The organism is Brucella sp. IR068 (assembly GCF_049065885.1).
Classification (GTDB): domain Bacteria; phylum Pseudomonadota; class Alphaproteobacteria; order Rhizobiales; family Rhizobiaceae; genus Brucella; species Brucella intermedia.
In genome coordinates this window covers 290,711-310,081 of sequence record NZ_JBAKHE010000005.1, presented here as the reverse complement: position 1 = coordinate 310,081, position 19,371 = coordinate 290,711, and the positions used below count along the sequence as shown (strand labels likewise).

The window sequence follows — 19,371 nt, the reverse complement described above, 5'->3', positions numbered from 1 at the left end:
TCACGTGCAGGCTGTCATCACAGAACCAAAGCCAGAAGCATGATACCGAGCCCCATCAGGCTGATGAGCCAGACGAAGGAACGGAAATAGGGAATGCCCGCCAGATAAAGCGGGATATAGACGATGCGGCCCAGCAACCAGAGCCACGCCCCGAGGATACCCCACCCGGACGGGTCGCCTTTCAGCACGAGCGCCAGCGCCAGACCGATGAAGGCCGGATAGGTCTCGCGGAAATTGGCGGAGGCCCGTTCCGCGCGACCGGCAAACTTGCCGGAGGGTTTCAGCCCCTCGTCGCGCGGACCGGCATTCCACCGGGAGCCGAGTTCCTTCGTTGCCGCAAAGCCCTGCAGGAGGATATGAACCACCAGCAGGACGACGCTCCCGCCGATCAGCGGCAGGAACGGGGATGCGGAGAAGAGGCCCGGCTCCATCGTTCTTCCTTAGAGATCGAGAACCAGACGTTCCGGATCTTCCAGGCTTTCCTTGACGCGCACGAGGAAGGTCACAGCTTCCTTGCCGTCCACGATGCGGTGATCGTAGGAAAGCGCCAGATACATCATCGGGCGGATCACGATCTGGCCGCCGACGACAACAGGACGGTCCTGGATCTTGTGCATGCCGAGAATGCCCGACTGCGGAGCGTTCAGGATCGGCGAGGACATCAGCGAACCGTACACGCCGCCATTGGTGATGGTGAACGTGCCGCCCTGCATGTCGGCCATGGACAGCGAACCGTCGCGAGCCGCCTTGGCCAGACGTCCCAGTTCCTTTTCGATTTCCGCGATCGACATGCTGTCGGCGTCACGGATGACCGGAACCACGAGACCCTTGTCCGTGCCGACGGCCATGCCGACATGGGCGAAGTTCTTGTAGATGATGTCGGTGCCGTCGATCTCGGCGTTGACCGCCGGGATTTCCTTCAGCGCATGCGTCACGGCCTTGGTAAAGAAGCCCATGAAGCCAAGCTTCACGCCATGCTTCTTTTCGAAGATGTCCTTGTACTTGGTGCGCAGTTCCATCACCGCTGACATGTCGACTTCGTTGTAGGTCGTCAGCATGGCGGCAGTGTTCTGAGCATCCTTCAGACGCTTGGCGATCGTCTGGCGCAGGCGGGTCATCTTCACGCGTTCTTCGCGCGATGCGTCGTCAGCTGGCGACGCCGGGCGGGCAGCAGCCGGTGCGGCGGCGGCAGGAGCAGCCGAAACACCTTTTGCAATAGCGTCAAGCACATCGCCCTTCAGCACCTGGCCGCGCTTGCCCGAACCTTCCACCTGATCGGCGGAAAGGTTGTTTTCAGCAAGCAGCTTGGAGGCTGCCGGAGCAGGCTGCATGGCCGGGCCGGACGAGGCGGAAGCGGCTGGCGCCGCAGCAGCAGGAGCGGCAGCGGCAGGCTTGGCTTCTTCCTTCTTCGCAGCCGGGGCCGCAGCGGCGGCAGCGCCGTCACCGGAAATCTGGCCGAGAAGCGCATTGACTTCGACCGTGTCGCCTTCCTTGGCCACGATCTCGGCCAGCACGCCAGCAGCAGCAGCCGGAACTTCCACTGTCACCTTGTCGGTTTCCAGTTCCACCAGCGGTTCGTCGATAGCGACGGCATCGCCAACCTTCTTGAACCACTTTCCGATGGTTGCCTCGGTAACGGACTCCCCAAGCGTGGGAACGCGAATTTCGGTAGCCATGGTTTCTTCTTCCGTTGATCTTCAGTCTTTAAAGTTCGTTCGATGTGAATTGCCGGTCGGCGCTCAGCCGAGCGCATCCTCAAGGAAAGCGGCAAGCTGTGCAAGATGCTTCGACATCAGGCCCGTTGCAGGCGATGCTGCGGCCGGACGGCCCGCATAGCGCACGCGCTGATGCTTGGCGTCGATATGAGCGAGCACCCATTCCAGATACGGGTCGATGAACGACCATGCACCCATGTTCTTCGGCTCTTCCTGGCACCAGACCATTTCCGCCTGACGGAACCGCGACAGCTCGTTGATGAGCGCCTTGGCCGGGAACGGATAGAGCTGTTCCACGCGCAGCAGGTAGACGTCGTCGATGCCGCGCTTTTCGCGCTCTTCGTAAAGGTCGTAATAGACCTTGCCCGAGCAGAGAACGACGCGACGGATCTTTGCATCCTTCTGGAGCTTGATGCCTTCGTCCTTGTTGTACTGCGCATCGTCCCACAGCAGGCGGTGGAACGAGGATTCGCCCGACATTTCGGCCAGCGTCGAAACGGCGCGCTTGTGGCGCAGCAGCGACTTCGGCGTCATCATGATGAGCGGCTTGCGGAAGTCGCGCTTCATCTGGCGGCGCAGGATGTGGAAGTAGTTGGCCGGCGTCGTGACGTTCGCCACCTGCATGTTGTCTTCGGCGCAGAGCTGGAGATAGCGTTCCAGACGAGCGGAAGAGTGTTCCGGACCCTGGCCTTCATAGCCGTGCGGCAGGAGGCAGACGAGGCCGGACATGCGCAGCCACTTGCGTTCGCCCGACGAGATGAACTGGTCGAACACGACCTGTGCACCATTGGCGAAGTCGCCGAACTGGGCTTCCCACAGGACCAGAGCGCGCGGATCGGACAGCGAATAACCGTATTCGTAGCCGAGCACCGCTTCTTCGGAGAGCATCGAATTGATGGCCTCGTAGATCGCCTGACCCTTCTGGATATTGTTGAGCGGGATGTAGCGGTTCTGGGTTTCCTGATCGTAGAGAACCGTATGGCGCTGCGAGAAGGTGCCGCGCTCGACGTCCTGACCCGACAGGCGGATCGGGCTGCCTTCGGCAACCAGCGAACCGAACGCCAGCGATTCCGCCGTCGCCCAGTCGATCCCCTCGCCCGTTTCCATCATCTTGGCGCGGTTGTCGAGGAAGCGCTGGATCGTGCGGTGGACGTGGAAGTACTTCGGCACTTCAACCAGCTTCTTGCCGATTTCCTTGAGCGTCTTCATCGGCACGGCGGTCTTGCCGCGGCGCTGTTCGTCGGCGTTGTCGGCAGTACGCAGACCAGCCCATGCGCCGTCCAGCCAGTCGGCCTTGTTCGGCTTGTAGCTCTGTCCGGCTTCGAATTCGGCTTCCAGATTTTCGCGCCACTGCGCTTTCATCTGGTCGATTTCTTCCTGCTTGATCAGGCCTTCGGCGATCAGCTTTTCGCTGTAGAGCTGAACCGTGGTCTTGTGCCCGCGGATCGCCTTGTACATCAGCGGCTGGGTGAAGGACGGCTCGTCGCCTTCGTTGTGACCGAAGCGGCGATAGCAGAACATGTCGATGACCACCGGCTTGTGGAAGGTCATGCGGAATTCGGTCGCAACCTTGGCTGCAAACACCACGGCTTCCGGATCGTCGCCATTGACGTGGAAGATCGGCGCTTCGATCATCTTCGCCACATCCGACGGATAAGGCGACGAACGCGAGAAGGCCGGATTGGTGGTGAAACCGATCTGGTTGTTGATGATGAAATGGACCGTACCGGCAACGCGGTGGCCCTTCAGGCCCGAAAGGCCGAGGCACTCGGCCACGACGCCCTGACCGGCAAAGGCGGCATCACCGTGCAGCAGCAGCGGCAGAACCTTGGCGCGAGTTGCAAGCGGAACCATGTCGTCGCGGGTGCGACCGGCCAGCAGGTCCTGCTTGGCGCGGGCCTTGCCCATGACGACCGGGTTGACGATTTCAAGGTGCGACGGGTTGGCGGTCAGCGACAGGTGAACCTTGTTGCCGTCGAACTCACGGTCCGACGAAGCGCCCAGATGGTACTTCACGTCGCCCGAACCTTCCACGTCGTCCGGCGCGTAGGAGCCGCCCTTGAACTCGTGGAAGATGGCGCGATGCGGCTTGCCCATGACCTGGCTGAGCACGTTCAAACGGCCACGGTGGGCCATGCCGAAGATGATTTCCTTGACGCCCATGGCGCCGCCGCGCTTGACGATCTGTTCCAGCGCGGGGATCAGCGATTCACCGCCATCGAGGCCGAAACGCTTGGTGCCCTTGTACTTGACGTCGATGAACTGCTCGAAGCCTTCCGCTTCGATAAGCTTCGACAGGATGGCCTTCTTGCCTTCCGGCGTGAAAGCAACCTTTTTGTCCGGGCCTTCGATGCGTTCCTGAATCCAGGCCTTTTCAGCCGGATCGGAGATATGCATGAATTCGACGCCGATCGTGCCGCAATAGGTGCGCTTCAGGATGTCGAGCATTTCCGGCACGGTCGCATATTCGAGGCCGAGCACGTTGTCGATAAAGATCTTGCGGTTGTAGTCGGCAGGCGTGAAACCGTAGTTTTCCGGTTCCAGCTCGTTGTAATCGTTCGGCTTTTCGGAGAGACCGAGCGGATCGAGATTGGCGTGCAGATGGCCGCGCATGCGATAGGCGCGGATCATCATGATGGCGCGAACGCTGTCGCGTGCAGCCTGCGTGATCTCTTCGCTGGTCAGCGCTGCGCCGGTCGCGCCCTTCGCTTCGCCCTTTGCCGCCTTGCCCTTCAGCTTGTCGGTGACGTGCTTCTCGACTTCGGCCCAGTTGCCATCGAGCGCGGAAATCAGTTCGCCATTGGCTGCAATCGGCCAGTTCTTCCTGGTCCAGGACGCGCCTTCAGCGTTCTTTTTCACATCGTCGGCATTATCGCCCAGCTTCGCGAAGAAATCGCGCCACTGCGGATCGACCGAATTCGGATCGTCCTCATATTTGGCGTACAGCTCCTCGATATAGTCGGCATTGCCGCCATAGAGGAATGAGGTAAGGGCGAAAACGTCGTTGGCTTGTTCTTGCCTTGCCATAGCCTATCCGGAGCAGCGCTCCGTCTCCTTGTCAGTGGCTCATCTTGCGCGGGCCGGAAGTTTGAAACTTCATCCCTCACGCCGCCGGGGAGGAACCGCTACAGACCCCGGCATGACTAAACTCTACGCGTCGGAACGGATATCCGTCCCTCTAACCGGATCACATGACCCGCTCTTATGCCAAACCCGGCAGCGGCTTTCGCCGCAGCCGGGATATTCAGATCGTTACGCGATCTCAGCCCTTGAGGACTTCGACCAGCGTCTTGCCGAGCTGCGCCGGCGACGGCGACACGCGAATGCCAGCCGATTCCATGGCGGCAATCTTGTCTTCCGCGCCGCCCTTGCCGCCGGAGATCACGGCGCCAGCATGGCCCATGGTGCGTCCGGCAGGAGCCGTACGGCCAGCGATGAAGCCGACCATCGGCTTCTTGCGGCCGCGCTTGGCTTCGTCCTTGAGGAACTGCGCCGCATCTTCTTCAGCCGAACCGCCGATTTCACCGATCATGACGATCGACTTGGTTTCGTCGTCGGCCAGGAACATTTCCAGCACGTCGATGAACTCGGTGCCCTTGACCGGATCGCCGCCGATACCGACAGCGGTCGTCTGGCCGAGGCCTTCGTTGGAGGTCTGGAACACTGCTTCATAGGTAAGCGTTCCGGAGCGGGAAACAACGCCCACCGAACCCTTCTTGAAGATATTGCCCGGCATGATGCCGATCTTGCATTCTTCTGGGGTCAGGATGCCCGGGCAGTTCGGTCCGAGCAGGCGCGACTTCGAGCGTTCCAGACGCTCCTTGACGCGAACCATGTCCATGACCGGAATGCCTTCGGTGATGCAGACGATGAACGGGATTTCAGCTTCGATGGCTTCGATGATCGCGTCTGCTGCGCCTGCTGGCGGAACATAGATCACGGATGCGTCGGCACCGGTGCGTTCCTTGGCTTCGGCAACGGTTGCGAAGATCGGCAGCTTTTCGCCCTTGGCGCCTTCCCAGGTTTCGCCACCCTTCTTCGGATGGATGCCACCGACCATCTGCGTGCCGTAATAGGCAAGCGCCTGTTCGGTGTGGAAGGTGCCGGTCTTGCCGGTCAGGCCCTGCACGAGAACCTTGGTGTCCTTGTTGACGAGAATGGACATGCCTTAATTCCCCTTCACTGCAGCGACGATCTTCTGCGCCGCATCGTCGAGATCGTCGGCCGAAATGACGTTCAGGCCGCTCTCGTTGATGATCTTCTTGCCGAGTTCGACATTGGTGCCTTCGAGACGGACAACCAGCGGAACCTTGAGGCCGACTTCCTTGACCGCGGCGATCACGCCTTCAGCGATGACGTCGCACTTCATGATGCCGCCAAAGATGTTGACCAGAATGCCCTGGACAGCCGGATCGGCGGTGATGATCTTGAACGCCGCCGTCACCTTCTCCTTGGAAGCGCCACCGCCAACGTCGAGGAAGTTGGCAGGTTCTGCGCCGTAGAGCTTGATGATGTCCATCGTTGCCATGGCAAGGCCTGCGCCGTTGACCATGCAGCCGATATTGCCATCGAGCGCGACATAGGCGAGGTCGTACTTGGAAGCTTCGATTTCTTTTTCGTCTTCTTCCGACAGATCGCGCAGTTCCTGAATGTCGGGATGACGGAACAGGGCGTTGCCGTCGAACGACACCTTGGCGTCGAGAACGCGCACGCGGCCATCGGTCATGACGATCAGCGGATTGATTTCCAGAAGGCTCATGTCCTTCTCGGTGAAGGCCTTGTAGAGGATCGGGAACAGCTTGACGCCGTCTTCGCGAGCCTGACCTTCAAGCTTCAGCGCATCGGCGAGCTTGTTGGCGTCCTCATCCGTCACGCCCTTGGCAGGGTCGATGGCGACGGTGACGATCTTTTCAGGGGTTTCCTCGGCAACGGCTTCGATGTCCATGCCGCCTTCGGTCGAAACGACGAAAGCCGGACGACCAACGGTGCGGTCGATCAGGATCGAGAGATAAAGCTCGCGATCAATGTCGGCGCCGTCTTCGATGTAGAGACGGTTGACCTGCTTGCCGGCAGGGCCGGTCTGCTTGGTGACGAGCGTGTTGCCGAGCATTTCCTTCGCATTGGCAACCACTTCCTCGACAGACTTGGCGAGGCGCACGCCGCCCTTTGCATCGGCTGGCAGTTCCTTGAACTTGCCCTTGCCGCGTCCGCCAGCATGGATCTGGCTCTTGACGACATAAAGCGGTCCGGGAAGCGTCTTTGCCCATTCTTCCGCCTGTTCGACGGAATAGACAGCCACACCATTGGCGATCGGCGCGCCGTAGGTGTGAAGCAGGCGCTTGGCCTGGTATTCGTGAATATTCATCTGGTTGTCCTCTGCGGATTCCCGGTCCGTTGCATATTGGGATTGAACGGAACCGGTACGGATTGACAGCCGGAAAAGGCCGGAGCCGCAGGCAAGCGGCAATCCGGCCTTGTCTGGAATTTACTTCAGCGACGGAGCGATGGCGATGCAGGCTTCGCAAAGACCGGCGACGGAAGCCACCGACTTGTCGAACTGCGCCTTCTCGTCCTTGTCGAGATCGATTTCGATGATGCGCTCGACGCCATTGGCGCCGATCACGGTCGGCACGCCGACATACATGTCCTTGACGCCATACTGGCCGGAAAGCTGGGCAGCGACCGGCAGGACGCGCTTCTTGTCCTTGAGGTAGGATTCAGCCATCTGGATGGCCGACGAGGCCGGAGCGTAGAAAGCCGAACCGGTCTTGAGCAGGCCGACGATTTCCGCGCCGCCGTCACGGGTGCGCTGGATGATCTTGTCGAGCTTGTCCTGGCTGGTCCAGCCCATCTTGACGAGGTCTGGCAGCGGGATGCCGGCAACGGTCGAGTAACGGGCGAGCGGAACCATGCTGTCGCCGTGGCCGCCCAGCACGAATGCCGTGACGTCTTCAACCGAGACGTTGAATTCTTCCGAGAGGAAATAACGGAAGCGGGCGCTGTCGAGAACGCCGGCCATGCCGACAACCTTGTGCGCCGGAAGACCGGAGAACTTCTGCAGCGCCCAGACCATGGCGTCGAGCGGGTTGGTGATGCAGATGACGAAAGCTTCAGGGGCATATTTCTTGATGCCCGCGCCAACCTGCTCCATCACCTTGAGGTTGATGCCCAGAAGGTCGTCGCGGCTCATGCCCGGCTTGCGCGGCACGCCTGCGGTCACGATGACAACGTCTGCGCCTTCGATTGCAGCGTAGTCGTTGGCGCCGGTGTACTTCGCATCAAAACCGTCAACGGGCGAAGATTCGGCAATGTCCAGTCCCTTACCCTGCGGGATGCCTTCCGCAATGTCGAAAAGGACGACGTCGCCGAGTTCCTTCAGACCGGCCAGATGAGCGAGCGTGCCGCCGATCATGCCGGAGCCGATGAGGGCAATCTTGTTGCGTGCCATGATTGTTTCTTTCCTCACTTTTGATCCAGAAACGCATCAAGCCATCCGGAATCCTCCCCGGAAACGCTCAAGCGTTGGAACTGCGAGATAGGACTCTTTGGCGATAAACTCAACTCATTATTTTGCGACCAATGTTTTCAATCGGTTAGATTTATTGGTTCTTACGTAAACGTAAGATAATTTGTCAATATCAAGGCAAAAACACCCTTCCCGCCGTCGCAGACCATCCCCGACGAAGCGGCGAGGGAGCGACCGGCAAGCTGCCAATTCCAACAGCGTCGCACACCCGTCCGAAACCGGTTCCGGATTCCAGACAGGCGCCGTATCGGAAGTGCCGCGCAAACGCGCCCCGCCTCCGCATGAATTGCGTGAGCAACATAGCCCACCCGGCTTATAAGTCCAGTCTGTGGCAGTCTGATGATGGGCCGCCTGACGAGGAGGGACGCGGAAGGCCTCAACCGGCCTTGCCGGGGGGCTCGGCCAGATATTCCGCGCTCTGCATCTCGAAGAGGCGGGAAGCGGTTCGGTCGAACTCGAAGGCCTCCGTGCCCTTGCTGGCAAGATAGAGCTTTTCCGGCTGCGCTTCGGCGGAAATGAACACCCGCGCATGATGATCGTAAAGCACGTCTATCAGCAGGATGAAGCGCTTCGCCTCGTTGCGGCGCGCATAGTCCAGCACCGGCACATCCTCGATGAACAGCGTCGGATAATGCTTGACGATGGCGATATAGTCCGAGGCGCCGAGCGGCTTCGTGCAGAGCGCATCGAAAGTGAAGCGCGCCGCGCCATGCACGGAACGGGCGATCTCGATGTCGCGCCCCTTGATGCGGATGACGTCCGGCTTTTCGTGCGCGCCATTCTTTTGCGCCGCCCAGGCCGCATCCATGCGCCTGGTGGTCTCAGCACCGAGCGGCGACAGATAGACCGGCTGGCGGTCCAGCTTTTCAAGGCGGTAATCGGTGCGGGAATCCAGATTGATCACATCGACATGGCTCTTGAGAATATCGATGAAGGGCAGGAAGAGCTGCCGGTTCAGGCCGTCGCGGTAAAGATTGTCCGGCGCGACGTTGGATGTCGCCACCAGCACCACGCCACGGGCGAAGAGCGCGCTGAACAGGCGCGACAGGATCATCGCATCGGCGATGTCGGTCACGGTGAATTCATCGAAGCAAAGCACCCAGGCCTGTTGGCTGAGCGCGTCCGCCACCGGCGGTATCGGATCGTCCTGCTTGGTCTCGCCGCGCTTCAGCGCCTGGCGGTGCGCATAGATGCGCTCATGCACATCGGCCATGAAATCGTTGAAATGCGCGCGGCGCTTGCGTTCGACCGGCAGAAGCGAAAAGAACATGTCCATCAGCATGGTCTTGCCGCGCCCAACCTCGCCGTGCACGTAAAGCCCCTTGATGACGCTCGTCGCCTCCTTGCGCTTGCCGAACAGCCAGCCGAGCGCGCTCGACTTGCGTGACAGGCGCCGAGTGCAGATTTCCTCGATCAGCCGGTCGTAACGGACGGTAAGTTCGAGTTGAGCGGGATCGGCGTCCACATCGCCTGCCGCGACCATCGCATCGTAATGTTCGCGGACGGAGGGGAAGGCTTTCAGATTACCGTCGAAAGACATGATTGCTTCCGTTCAACCTTTCAATTGCAAAAACGGCGGACCATCTTGCGATGATCCGCCTGTCTCCAGAGCGCATCCCGAAACTTGCGAAGCGGTTTTCGGGCAAGATGCGCGGCAAAACAAACAATTGGGCGCCGACCTGGTTCAATCAGATCGAAATGCGCTCCAAACGAAAGAATGTCTTAGCGCGAGAGCGATACGGCCTGACCGCCCGAGGTCTGTCCGTCGAAGCGGCTCGCCCCCGAGGAATAGAGCGAGGCGACGGTGCCGCCATTCACATCATAGAGAACGAGCTGCTTGCCGTTGACGGCCCAGGAAGCGAGATTGCCGAGTTCACCGGGGCAGCGCAGCGGACCGGCGCGGAAGCCCTGGCCATATTTGGTCTGCGGCGTCGCGATCTTGCAGCTCTGGCCGCCAAGCGATGCGTTCCACACACCGGCGACGGAGCCGGGCGTCAGATCGGGCGCGGAAGCCGGCGGCAGGCTTGCAACCTGCGTGCCGGGCTGCGCGTTCGGGTTCGTGGTCGGAGCCGTCGGGAACTGCGAAGCATTGGGAGAAGAAAGATTGCCCTTCTGCACCGTGCCAGCCGGAGCGGCGGCTACGGGTGGTGGCGGCGGCGGTGGCGAAACCGTATCGAGATTGCCGAACCGGGAGCTCTGGCACCCGGCCAGGACAATGCCAGCCGCCGCGAGGCTGAGCAGACTTGCTTTCGAAATTCCCATCTGGTTCTCCATTTCCGCATTTCTCATCAGGGGTGGGGATGCCCCGGGCTTCCTACCGAAGCCCTGCAATGTGACAATATTGGACCGATAAAATGGCTATATGGTTAAAAAAGCAACACCGAATACTGTCATTTTTCCCCTCCAAACCCTTCAAGATCGCTTGAAACCGCATGATAATCCTGAAACTGGGACAGGAAGGCCACAGTTTCTCCGATATTGGGGGCTGTTCTGCAGAAACCTCCGGGCCGCAACTTTTCCCAATCTCATCCGGGTACTGGCAATTTGCGGGCTTTTCCGCCATATAGACCCTAATTGTCCCATAGGCTTCATGAGCATAAGCCGCAGGAAAACGGAACCACGATAGTTATGGCCACCAGGGCAGCCTTCGCCAAGATGAACGGGCTCGGCAATCAGATCATCGTTGCCGACATGCGCGGCCGCGCGGACCGGATCACGCCTGAAGCCGCGATCCGTCTTGCAAGCGACAGCGAGACCGCCTTCGATCAGATCATGGCGATCCATGATCCACGTACAGCGGGAACCGACAACTATATCGCGATCATCAATTGCGACGGCACACAAGCCCAGGCATGCGGCAATGGCACGCGCTGCGTGGTGCAGGCGCTGGCCGCCGAAACCGGCAGGCAGGCCTTTACCTTCGAGACCCGCGCCGGAATTCTGACCGCAACAGAACACGAAGATGGCCTGATTTCGGTGGACATGGGCAAGCCGCGCTTCGACTGGCAGGACATTCCGCTTGCCGAAGAGTTTCGCGATACGCGCATGATCGAACTGCAGGTCGGCCCCATCGACGCGCCGGTGCTGCACTCGCCGTCGGTTGCATCCATGGGCAATCCGCACGCCATATTCTGGGTCGACCGCGATGTCTGGTCCTATGAGCTGGAAAAGTTCGGACCGCTTCTGGAACATCATCCGATCTTCCCGGAACGCGCCAATATCTCCATTGCCGAGGTCACGTCGCCCGAGACGATGAACCTGCGCACATGGGAGCGTGGCGCGGGCCTCACCCGCGCCTGCGGTTCCGCCGCCTGCGCCGCAGCCGTCTCCGCAGCGCGCACGCGCCGCACGGGGCGAACTGTCACCGTCAATGTTCCGGGCGGTCCTCTCCTGATCGAATGGCGTGACGACGATCACGTCATCATGACCGGGCCGGCCGAATGGGAGTTTTCCGGCACTTTCGATCCGGCAACCGGTGAATGGAGCTGCGACGCCCAGTCTCACAAGCCATCTGACAGGGGTGCAGCCTGATGTCGGTGGAAGTCGTCACATTCGGATGCCGCCTCAACACCTATGAATCGGAGGTGATGAAGCGCGAAGCCGACGCCGCCGGACTGGGCGAGTTGAAGGACGGGGCGATCATCTTCAATACCTGCGCCGTGACGGCGGAAGCCGTGCGTCAGGCGCGTCAGGCGATCCGCAAGGCACGCCGTGAAAACCCGGAAGCGCGCATCATCGTCACCGGCTGCGCTGCGCAGACCGAAGCGGACAATTTCGCCGCCATGGATGAAGTGGACCTCATTCTCGGCAATGAGGAAAAGCTCAAATCCAACTCCTACCGGATGCTGCCGGATTTCGGCGTCAACCAGTTCGAGAAAGTACGCGTCAACGACATCATGGAAGTGCGCGAAACCGCAAGCCATATGGTCGATGCCATCGAGGGCCGCGCGCGCGCCTTCGTGCAGGTGCAGAACGGCTGCGACCATCGCTGCACCTTCTGCATTATTCCCTATGGCCGCGGCAATTCCCGCTCGGTTCCGATGGGTGCGGTGGTGGACCAGGTCAGGCGTCTCGTCGGCAATGGCTATGCCGAAGTGGTGCTGACCGGCGTGGACATGACCTCCTACGGTCCCGATCTTCCCGGCAATCTGCGCCTCGGCAAATTGGTGAAGACTGTTCTCAATCAGGTGCCGGATTTGCAGCGCCTGCGTCTTTCCTCCATCGATTCCATCGAGGCGGATGACGATCTGATGGATGCGATTGCCAATGAAAAGCGGCTGATGCCGCATCTGCACCTGTCGCTGCAGGCGGGCGACGACATGATCCTGAAGCGCATGAAGCGCCGCCACTTGCGCGACGATTCGATCCGCTTTTGCGAAACAGTGCGCGGGCTTCGTCCCGATATCGTCTTCGGCGCTGACATCATCGCCGGTTTCCCGACCGAAACCGAGGAGATGTTCCAGAACTCGCTGAAAATCGTCGAGGAATGCGGCCTCTCCCACCTGCACGTCTTCCCCTACAGCGCGCGCGAAGGCACGCCTGCCGCCCGCATGCCGCAGGTGCGGCGCGAAATCGTCAAGGAACGCGCGGCACGCCTGCGCGCGGAAGGCGACCGTGCCTATGAAAAGCATCTCGGCGCGCTGAATGGCACCATGCAGCGCCTTCTGGTCGAGAAGGAAGGCATTGCGCGCACCGAAGGCTTTACGCTGGCATCGGTTGACGGCGGCGCACCGGGCGAAATCATCGAACGTATCGTGACAGGCCATGACGGTGAAAAACTCCTCACCCGTCAGGCAGAGCCGCAAGCGGCTTGAAGCTTAAGGGCATCAGAATTCATGGCAATGGGTTTCATCAAGAAAATGTTCTCCTTCGGCAAGAAGGAGGTCGAGGAAAAACCGGTCGAACAACCGGCCCCCGATGCCGTGGAAGCGGCTTTGGAAACAGAACTTCCTGAAACCGCCGCAGCGTCTGAAGAAACGCAAGACACCGCCGTCGAAGTGGTCATTTCCGAACCGGAAATGCCGGTGATCGCCCGCGAGCCAGAGCCGATGGAAGAGCCTGCCTCTGAAACGGTTGAGGAGGAAAAGGCGAAAGCGGAACATCCGGTCGCCGAGATCGAAATCCCGATCGAACAGCCTCCGGTGATGGAACCCATCGCGGTCGAGGCACCTGCGCCAGAACCGGTTGTTGAGCCTGTTGTTGAGCCTGGGCCGGAACCGGTCTCCGAACCCGAGCAGCCCGAAGTCGCAAAAGCTCCTGATGCCCCTGTAGTTAAGGAAGAAGCAGCCGAACCCGCAGCTCAGCCGGAGGCGGCGAAGCCCAAGAAGGTAAAGGTCGCCAAGGCCGTCGAGGAACACAAGGAAGAAGCGCCGGTTGAGGCGGCGCCTGAACCCAAGCTGTCCTGGTTCGAGCGGCTGCGTCGCGGCCTGCTCCGTTCATCGAATTCACTCAGCGAATCCATCGGCGGCATTTTCACCAAGCGCAAGCTCGATGACGATACGCTGCAGGATCTCGAAGACGTGCTGATCCAGGCCGATCTCGGGCTTGAAACCGCCATGCGCGTCACCGACGCGCTTGCCTCGGGGCGCTACGGCAAGGACGTGACGGGCGAGGAAGTGCGCACCATCATGGGCGCGGAAATCGAAAAGGTTCTGGGCCCGGTGGCAAAGCCGCTGGAACTTGACCTGTCGCACAAGCCGCATGTGATCCTCGTCGTCGGCGTCAACGGCACCGGCAAGACGACGACCATCGGCAAGCTTGCGGCAAAGCTCACCGCTGGCGGCCTCAAGGTCATGCTCGCGGCAGGCGATACGTTCCGCGCAGCCGCGATCGAGCAACTGCATATATGGGGCGAGCGTACCGGCTCGCCGGTCGTCTCCTCCAAGCTCGGCGCCGACGCGGCGGGGCTTGCCTATGATGCATGGGAAAAGGCCAAGGAAGCGGGCAGCGATGTGCTGATCATCGATACGGCGGGACGCTTGCAGAACAAGGCCGAACTGATGGACGAGCTTGCCAAGATCGTGCGCGTTCTGGGCAAGCATGACCCGGAAGCGCCGCATACGGTGTTGCAGACGCTCGACGCCACCACCGGCCAGAACGCGCTTAATCAGGTCGAGATTTTCAAGAATATCGCGGGCGTCAACGGCCTCGTCATGACCAAGCTTGACGGAACCGCGCGCGGCGGCATTCTGGTAGCCATTTCGGCCAAGCATAAACTGCCGATCTATTTCATCGGCGTCGGCGAAGGCGTCGACGATCTGGAACCCTTTGCGGCCAAGGATTTTGCCCGCGCCATCGCAGGAGTTGCCTGATGGAGCATCCCGTTTTCGAGCGCGACCCGTCGCAGAAAAGTGAAGTCGAGCGCCGCGAAGTCCCGCCGCTCCTGAAGCTGGCGCTGGAACTGGGGCCGCTTCTGGTCTTCTTCTTCGCCAATGCGCGCGGTGAAATGCTCATCGAGCGCTTTCCGGTGCTGGCGTCCATCGGCGCGCCTATCTTTCTGGCGACAGCCCTCTTCATGGCGGCAACCGTGATCGCGCTTGCCATTTCGTGGTCGATGACGCGCACGCTGCCCATCATGCCGCTCGTCTCCGGCATTGTCGTGCTGGTGTTCGGCGCGTTGACGCTCTGGCTGCACAACGACACCTTCATCAAGATGAAGCCCACCATCGTCAACACGCTGTTCGGCGCGATCCTGCTGGGCGGGCTTTTCTTCGGCAAATCCCTGCTCGGCTATGTCTTCGATTCGGCCTTCCGTCTCGATGCCGAGGGCTGGAGAAAACTGACGCTGCGCTGGGGCCTGTTCTTCATCTTCCTCGCCGTGGTCAACGAACTTGTCTGGCGGAATTTTTCGACCGATGCCTGGGTATCGTTCAAGGTCTGGGGCATTATGCCCATCACCGTTGTCTTCACGCTTTTACAAATGCCGCTTATCCAGAAGCATTCACTGACGGAAGACAACAAGACCGCGTCGTAACGGGAGGACGGACACCATGAACGACATCGCACCACGGCTTGAAATCGAACAGTTCATCTGCCGCAGCGACAATTACGGCGTCCTCATCCACGATCCGCAAAGCGCGCTCACCGCTTCCATCGATGCGCCCGACGCGGCGGCTGTCGAGGCGGCGCTGAAACGGCGCGGCTGGACGCTCGACTTCATCTTCACCACCCATCACCACCTCGACCATGTGGAAGGCAATGAAGCGCTGAAGGCGAAATACGGGGTCGGCATCATCGGTCCCAAGGCCGAGGAAACGAAGATTCCGGGCATCGACCGGACCGTGAAGGATGGCGACGAGTTCACCTTCGGGCTCTTCCGGGTGAAGGCCATTGCGACGCCGGGGCATACGGCGGGCGAAATCTCCTACTATATTCCCGACGCGAAAGCCGTCTTCACGGGCGACACGCTGTTCGCGCTCGGTTGTGGGCGGCTTTTCGAGGGAACGCCGCTCACCATGTTCCAGTCGCTGCAGAAGCTGATCGCGCTTCCGGGCGACACGGCGGTCTATTGCGGCCATGAATATACCGAAAGCAATGCCCGCTTTGCGCTGACCATCGATCCGGCCAATTCCGCACTCAAGGAGCGTGCCGCAGAGATCGCGCGCCTGCGTGCCGCCGATCGCATGACATTGCCGTCAAGCATCGCGCTTGAAATGGCGACGAACCCTTTCCTGCGCTGGCACGATGCAGGCATTCGCAGCCGCCTCGGCTTGCAGGATGCGCCCGACGAAGCCGTGTTTGCCGAAATCCGCAAGCGCAAGGATATGTTCTGACATATGGTATTGAGCGCGAATCGTTCCACAGTTCGAGGTTAGAAGAATGACGGTGTTATCCCGTTTCAAGATTGCAGGCTGCGCCGTTTTCCTCGGCCTCTCGCTTGTCGCCCTGCCCGGTTCGATGACTGTCACGTTTGCCGATGACCTGCTGCTCGACGTCGCACCGAAGCAGACGCCTGCCGAGATCAATAATTTCAAGCTGAGCGAAGATTTCCTCTCGCGCATGGAAAAGGTGCAGGAACAGCTGGGCGGCATGGAACTTTCGGCGACGGAAGAGGAAGGACAGGACGCCACGCCTTCTTTCGACAAGATGGTGAAGAGCGTTGAATCCCGCCCGCAGGTCGTGGAAGTGCTCAAGGCCCAGAACATAACGCCCAGTGATTATATCCTGGGCTATTTCGCCCTGATGAGCAGCCTTGCGGCGGCTGATGCGGAGAGCGAGCCGCAGCTGGTGGACGAATTGAAGGACATCAATCCCGAACATCTCGCCTTCGGCAAGCAGTATAGCGAGCGCATCCGCGTCCTGATCGGCAAGTAAGTTTTCCGCGATTGCCAATTTCCTCATCTTGAGGTGGTATCTTGAGCTTGCGAAGGATACCGTCTCGAAAGATCGGAGATGGACCCTTCGAGACGCGGCCCTCGAATTCTCGGGCCGCTCCTCAGGATGAGGGACGGAAAAACAGAGCAGTGGGAACCGCTCTAAGTATTTTCTTCATCGCATTATCCCACGCATCGAAGCGGGATAAGAAATCAGTCCAGTGGACTGATTTCCCCCCGGGCTTCGCACTTTTGCTGGAAATGCTCTATTTTACCGCACAGGTTGCCTCAAAAGCCGCAATGCGTTGATCGTCACAAGAACGGTCGCGCCCGTATCGGCCAGAATGGCGGGCCAGAGGCCGGTGATGCCCAGCACCGTGGTCACCAGAAAGACAGCCTTCAATCCAAGCGCTATGGCAATATTCTGATGGATATTGCGCATGGTCCGCTTGGAAAGGTCGACCATTTCCTCCACATCGCCAACCCGGCCGTGCAGGACGGCGGCGTCCGCCGTTTCCAGCGCCACATCGGTGCCGCCGCCCATGGCGATGCCGACATCGGCGGCGGCAAGCGCTGGCGCGTCGTTGATGCCGTCGCCAATCTTGGCGACGATCAGACCTTCCTTGCGCAATTCGCCGACGATGCGCTGCTTGTCTTCCGGCAGAAGCTCGGCCCGCACCTCGATCCCCAGATCGCGCCCGATGGCTTCCGCCGTGCGGCGATTGTCGCCGGTCAGCATGAGGGTGCGGATGTTGGCCGCCTTCAACTCCCGCAAGCCGGCAATGGCATCGGCGCGCGGTTCGTCGCGCATGGCGATCGCACCGGCGATCCTGCCATTGGCAACCAGCACGGAAACCGTCTTGCCTTCGTCGTTGCAGGCGGCAATGCGGTTCGCCAGCGCATCCGGAATGGCTGAAATATCATTGGCGGCGCGGCGCGAACCCAGAAGCAGGTCCTTCTCGCCCACCATGCCCGACACGCCCTTGCCGCCATGGGCCTTTCCTCCCGCCACGGGGGCAAGTTTCAGGCCGCGCTGTTCTGCGGCACCGACAATGGCCAGCGCCAGCGGATGGCTTGAGCCCGCATCCAGCGACGCGGCAAGACGCAGCACTTCATCCTCGGGCAGGTCGCCCGCCAGCACATCGGTCACCTTCGGCTTGCCTTCGGTCAGCGTGCCGGTCTTGTCGAAGCAGGCCGCCGTGATCTTGCCGATGGTTTCCAGCACCGCGCCGCCCTTCATCAGAAGACCGCGCCGGGCGCCCGACGAGAGCGCGGCTGCAATTGCCGCAGGCGTGGAAATGACCAGCGCGCAGGGGCAACCGATCAGGAGGATCGCAAGTCCCTTGTAGATCCATTCGTTCCAGTCGCCGCCCGCAAGAAGCGGCGGCAGGATGGCGACAAGCGCCGCCACCACGACCACGCCCGGCGTGTAATAGGTCGAAAAACGATTGATGAAACGCTCGGTCGGCGCCTTTGCTTCCTGCGCTTCCTCGACCAGCCGCACGACGCGGGCGATGGTGTTATCCTGCGCGGCAGCCGTGACCCGGACCCGCAGCACGCCGTCGCCATTGATCGTGCCGGCAAAAACCGTGTCGCCTTCAGCCTTCCCGACCGGCGTGCTTTCACCGGTGACGGGCGCTTCATCGACCGCGCTTTCACCCGTCAGGATTTCACCATCGGCAGGCATGCGGTCGCCGGGCCGCACGGAAATCACATCGCCAACCGCGAGACTGTCAGCCGCAACTTCCGAAGTCGTCCCGTTTTTCTCGAGAAACGCAGTCTTCGGCACCAGCGCGGTGAGCGACTGGATACTGGCGCGCGCCTTTCCGGCGGCCACCCCTTCCAGAAGCTCACCGACCAGGAACAGAAACACGACGGCTGCCGCTTCCTCGGTCGCGCCAATGAACATTGCGCCTATGGCGGCAATCGTCATCAGCATCTCGATGGAAAACGGCGTACCGTTGATGGCCGCCATATAGGCGCGCCTGGCAATCGGCACGAGACCGATCAGCATCGCCGCGGTGAAAGCCCACAGCTCGATCGCCGGGTAGAGATGCCCGGCTATATAGGCGGCGACCAGCCCGCCGCCGCAGGCCAGCATCATCTGGCCTTTCTTCGAGCGCCACCACGGCAGCGGTTTTGCAGGCGCGCTTGCCTTGGGCGCAGCCCTGCCGCCGCTGGCAGCGGCAGCGGTGTCGGCAAGCGTGGTCCTGTAGCCCAGAGCCGTCACCCTGGCGGCGATTTCATCGCTCTTTGCCGTCCCGTCATGATTGACGTTCATCGCGCCATTGGTCACGGAGACAGACACATCCGTCACGCCGGGCAGGCGGCGCACGGCGGTATCGATCTTGGCCGCGCAGGATGCGCAATCCATGCCATCGACCCGAAAGCGCAGACTGTCCGGCGTTGCCGCAATCTCGCTGTGGCCGTCATGATCGTGCTCATGCCCGTGATCATGCGCATGATCGTGGTGATCGTGGTTGCCGCCGCACGCCCCGTGGTCATGGTCATGGTCATGGCGAGAATGATCGTGCGAATGCTCGTCCTTTGCCGGGGCTTTTTCCGAGGCGACCAGCTCCGCGCCATATCCGAGGCTGCGAACCTTGGCGGCAATCTTGTCGAGATCGCCCGTTCCATCATGGCTGACGGTCATCGTGCCTCCCGCAACCGAAACGGAGACATCCTTGATCCCGCGCACGCGCCGCACGGCAGTTTCGATCTTGGCTGCGCAGGACGCGCAATCCATACCGTCGATGCGAAAGCGAATCTGGTTCAGTGTTTCACTCATGATCTGCTCTTTTCAGGACTGCTCTTGAAT

At 60.7% G+C, this 19,371-nt stretch carries 15 protein-coding genes; 6 read left to right on the top strand and 9 right to left on the bottom strand.

Annotated elements, in window-relative coordinates:
- Positions 1 to 17: 17 nt before the first annotated feature.
- The 8 genes from ACOWVS_RS11185 to ACOWVS_RS11150 all read right to left on the bottom strand — a co-directional run bounded on the left by ACOWVS_RS11185 (position 18) and on the right by ACOWVS_RS11150 (position 10,503).
- Positions 18 to 431 carry an MAPEG family protein gene (locus tag ACOWVS_RS11185; protein ID WP_063619768.1) on the bottom strand — a complete coding sequence of 138 codons (414 nt, stop codon included), beginning with the start codon at positions 429 to 431 and terminating at the stop codon, positions 18 to 20.
- A gap of 9 nt (positions 432 to 440) precedes the next feature.
- A complete protein-coding gene (odhB, locus tag ACOWVS_RS11180) occupies positions 441 to 1,676 on the bottom strand; it encodes a 2-oxoglutarate dehydrogenase complex dihydrolipoyllysine-residue succinyltransferase (protein WP_063619769.1) in 1,236 nt (411 codons plus the stop codon).
- Between the two features lie 63 nt (positions 1,677 to 1,739).
- Positions 1,740 to 4,742, bottom strand: a complete 3,003-nt coding sequence (locus ACOWVS_RS11175) for a 2-oxoglutarate dehydrogenase E1 component (protein ID WP_075041804.1) — start codon at positions 4,740 to 4,742, stop codon at positions 1,740 to 1,742.
- Positions 4,743 to 4,977: 235 nt separating this feature from the next.
- Positions 4,978 to 5,880, bottom strand: coding sequence for a succinate--CoA ligase subunit alpha (gene sucD / locus ACOWVS_RS11170; protein ID WP_006467990.1), 903 nt, complete (start codon positions 5,878 to 5,880; stop codon positions 4,978 to 4,980).
- Positions 5,881 to 5,883: 3 nt separating this feature from the next.
- Positions 5,884 to 7,080, bottom strand: a complete 1,197-nt coding sequence (sucC, locus tag ACOWVS_RS11165) for an ADP-forming succinate--CoA ligase subunit beta (RefSeq protein ID WP_006470964.1) — start codon at positions 7,078 to 7,080, stop codon at positions 5,884 to 5,886.
- 120 nt (positions 7,081 to 7,200) lie between these two features.
- Positions 7,201 to 8,163, bottom strand: coding sequence for a malate dehydrogenase (gene mdh / locus ACOWVS_RS11160; RefSeq protein ID WP_006470965.1), 963 nt, complete (start codon positions 8,161 to 8,163; stop codon positions 7,201 to 7,203).
- Between the two features lie 454 nt (positions 8,164 to 8,617).
- The gene (gene zapE / locus ACOWVS_RS11155) at positions 8,618 to 9,781 is read right to left on the bottom strand and encodes a cell division protein ZapE (protein WP_063619770.1); all 1,164 of its coding nucleotides are present in this window, start codon (positions 9,779 to 9,781) and stop codon (positions 8,618 to 8,620) included.
- A gap of 182 nt (positions 9,782 to 9,963) precedes the next feature.
- Entirely contained in the window at positions 9,964 to 10,503 is a 540-nt protein-coding gene (locus ACOWVS_RS11150) for a protease inhibitor Inh/omp19 family protein (RefSeq protein ID WP_063619771.1), read from the bottom strand.
- A gap of 366 nt (positions 10,504 to 10,869) precedes the next feature.
- Between ACOWVS_RS11150 and dapF the strand changes: the two genes are divergently transcribed.
- Genes dapF through ACOWVS_RS11120 form a run of 6 tightly spaced genes read left to right on the top strand, consistent with a single transcriptional unit; the run spans position 10,870 to position 16,554 of the window.
- Positions 10,870 to 11,772, top strand: coding sequence for a diaminopimelate epimerase (dapF, locus tag ACOWVS_RS11145; RefSeq protein WP_063619772.1), 903 nt, complete (start codon positions 10,870 to 10,872; stop codon positions 11,770 to 11,772).
- Positions 11,772 to 13,055 (top strand): tRNA (N(6)-L-threonylcarbamoyladenosine(37)-C(2))-methylthiotransferase MtaB, encoded by a 1,284-nt coding sequence (gene mtaB, locus ACOWVS_RS11140; protein ID WP_063619773.1) that lies wholly within the window; start codon positions 11,772 to 11,774, stop codon positions 13,053 to 13,055. The genes dapF and mtaB overlap by 1 nt, the downstream gene beginning before the upstream one ends.
- 21 nt (positions 13,056 to 13,076) lie before the next feature.
- Entirely contained in the window at positions 13,077 to 14,552 is a 1,476-nt protein-coding gene (gene ftsY / locus ACOWVS_RS11135) for a signal recognition particle-docking protein FtsY (RefSeq protein WP_075041805.1), read from the top strand.
- Positions 14,552 to 15,214 (top strand): septation protein A, encoded by a 663-nt coding sequence (locus ACOWVS_RS11130; protein ID WP_006470971.1) that lies wholly within the window; start codon positions 14,552 to 14,554, stop codon positions 15,212 to 15,214. Before ftsY ends, ACOWVS_RS11130 begins: the two co-directional genes overlap by 1 nt.
- 16 nt (positions 15,215 to 15,230) lie before the next feature.
- Positions 15,231 to 16,013: a hydroxyacylglutathione hydrolase gene (gene gloB / locus ACOWVS_RS11125; protein ID WP_025089914.1), complete on the top strand. Its 783-nt coding sequence runs from the start codon at positions 15,231 to 15,233 to the stop codon at positions 16,011 to 16,013.
- A gap of 46 nt (positions 16,014 to 16,059) precedes the next feature.
- Positions 16,060 to 16,554, top strand: a complete 495-nt coding sequence (locus ACOWVS_RS11120; protein ID WP_075041806.1) for a hypothetical protein — start codon at positions 16,060 to 16,062, stop codon at positions 16,552 to 16,554.
- Between the two features lie 270 nt (positions 16,555 to 16,824).
- On the opposite strand, the gene ACOWVS_RS11115 is transcribed toward ACOWVS_RS11120, so the two are convergent.
- Positions 16,825 to 19,341, bottom strand: coding sequence for a heavy metal translocating P-type ATPase (locus ACOWVS_RS11115; RefSeq protein ID WP_075041807.1), 2,517 nt, complete (start codon positions 19,339 to 19,341; stop codon positions 16,825 to 16,827).
- Between the last annotated feature and the right edge of the window lie 30 nt (positions 19,342 to 19,371).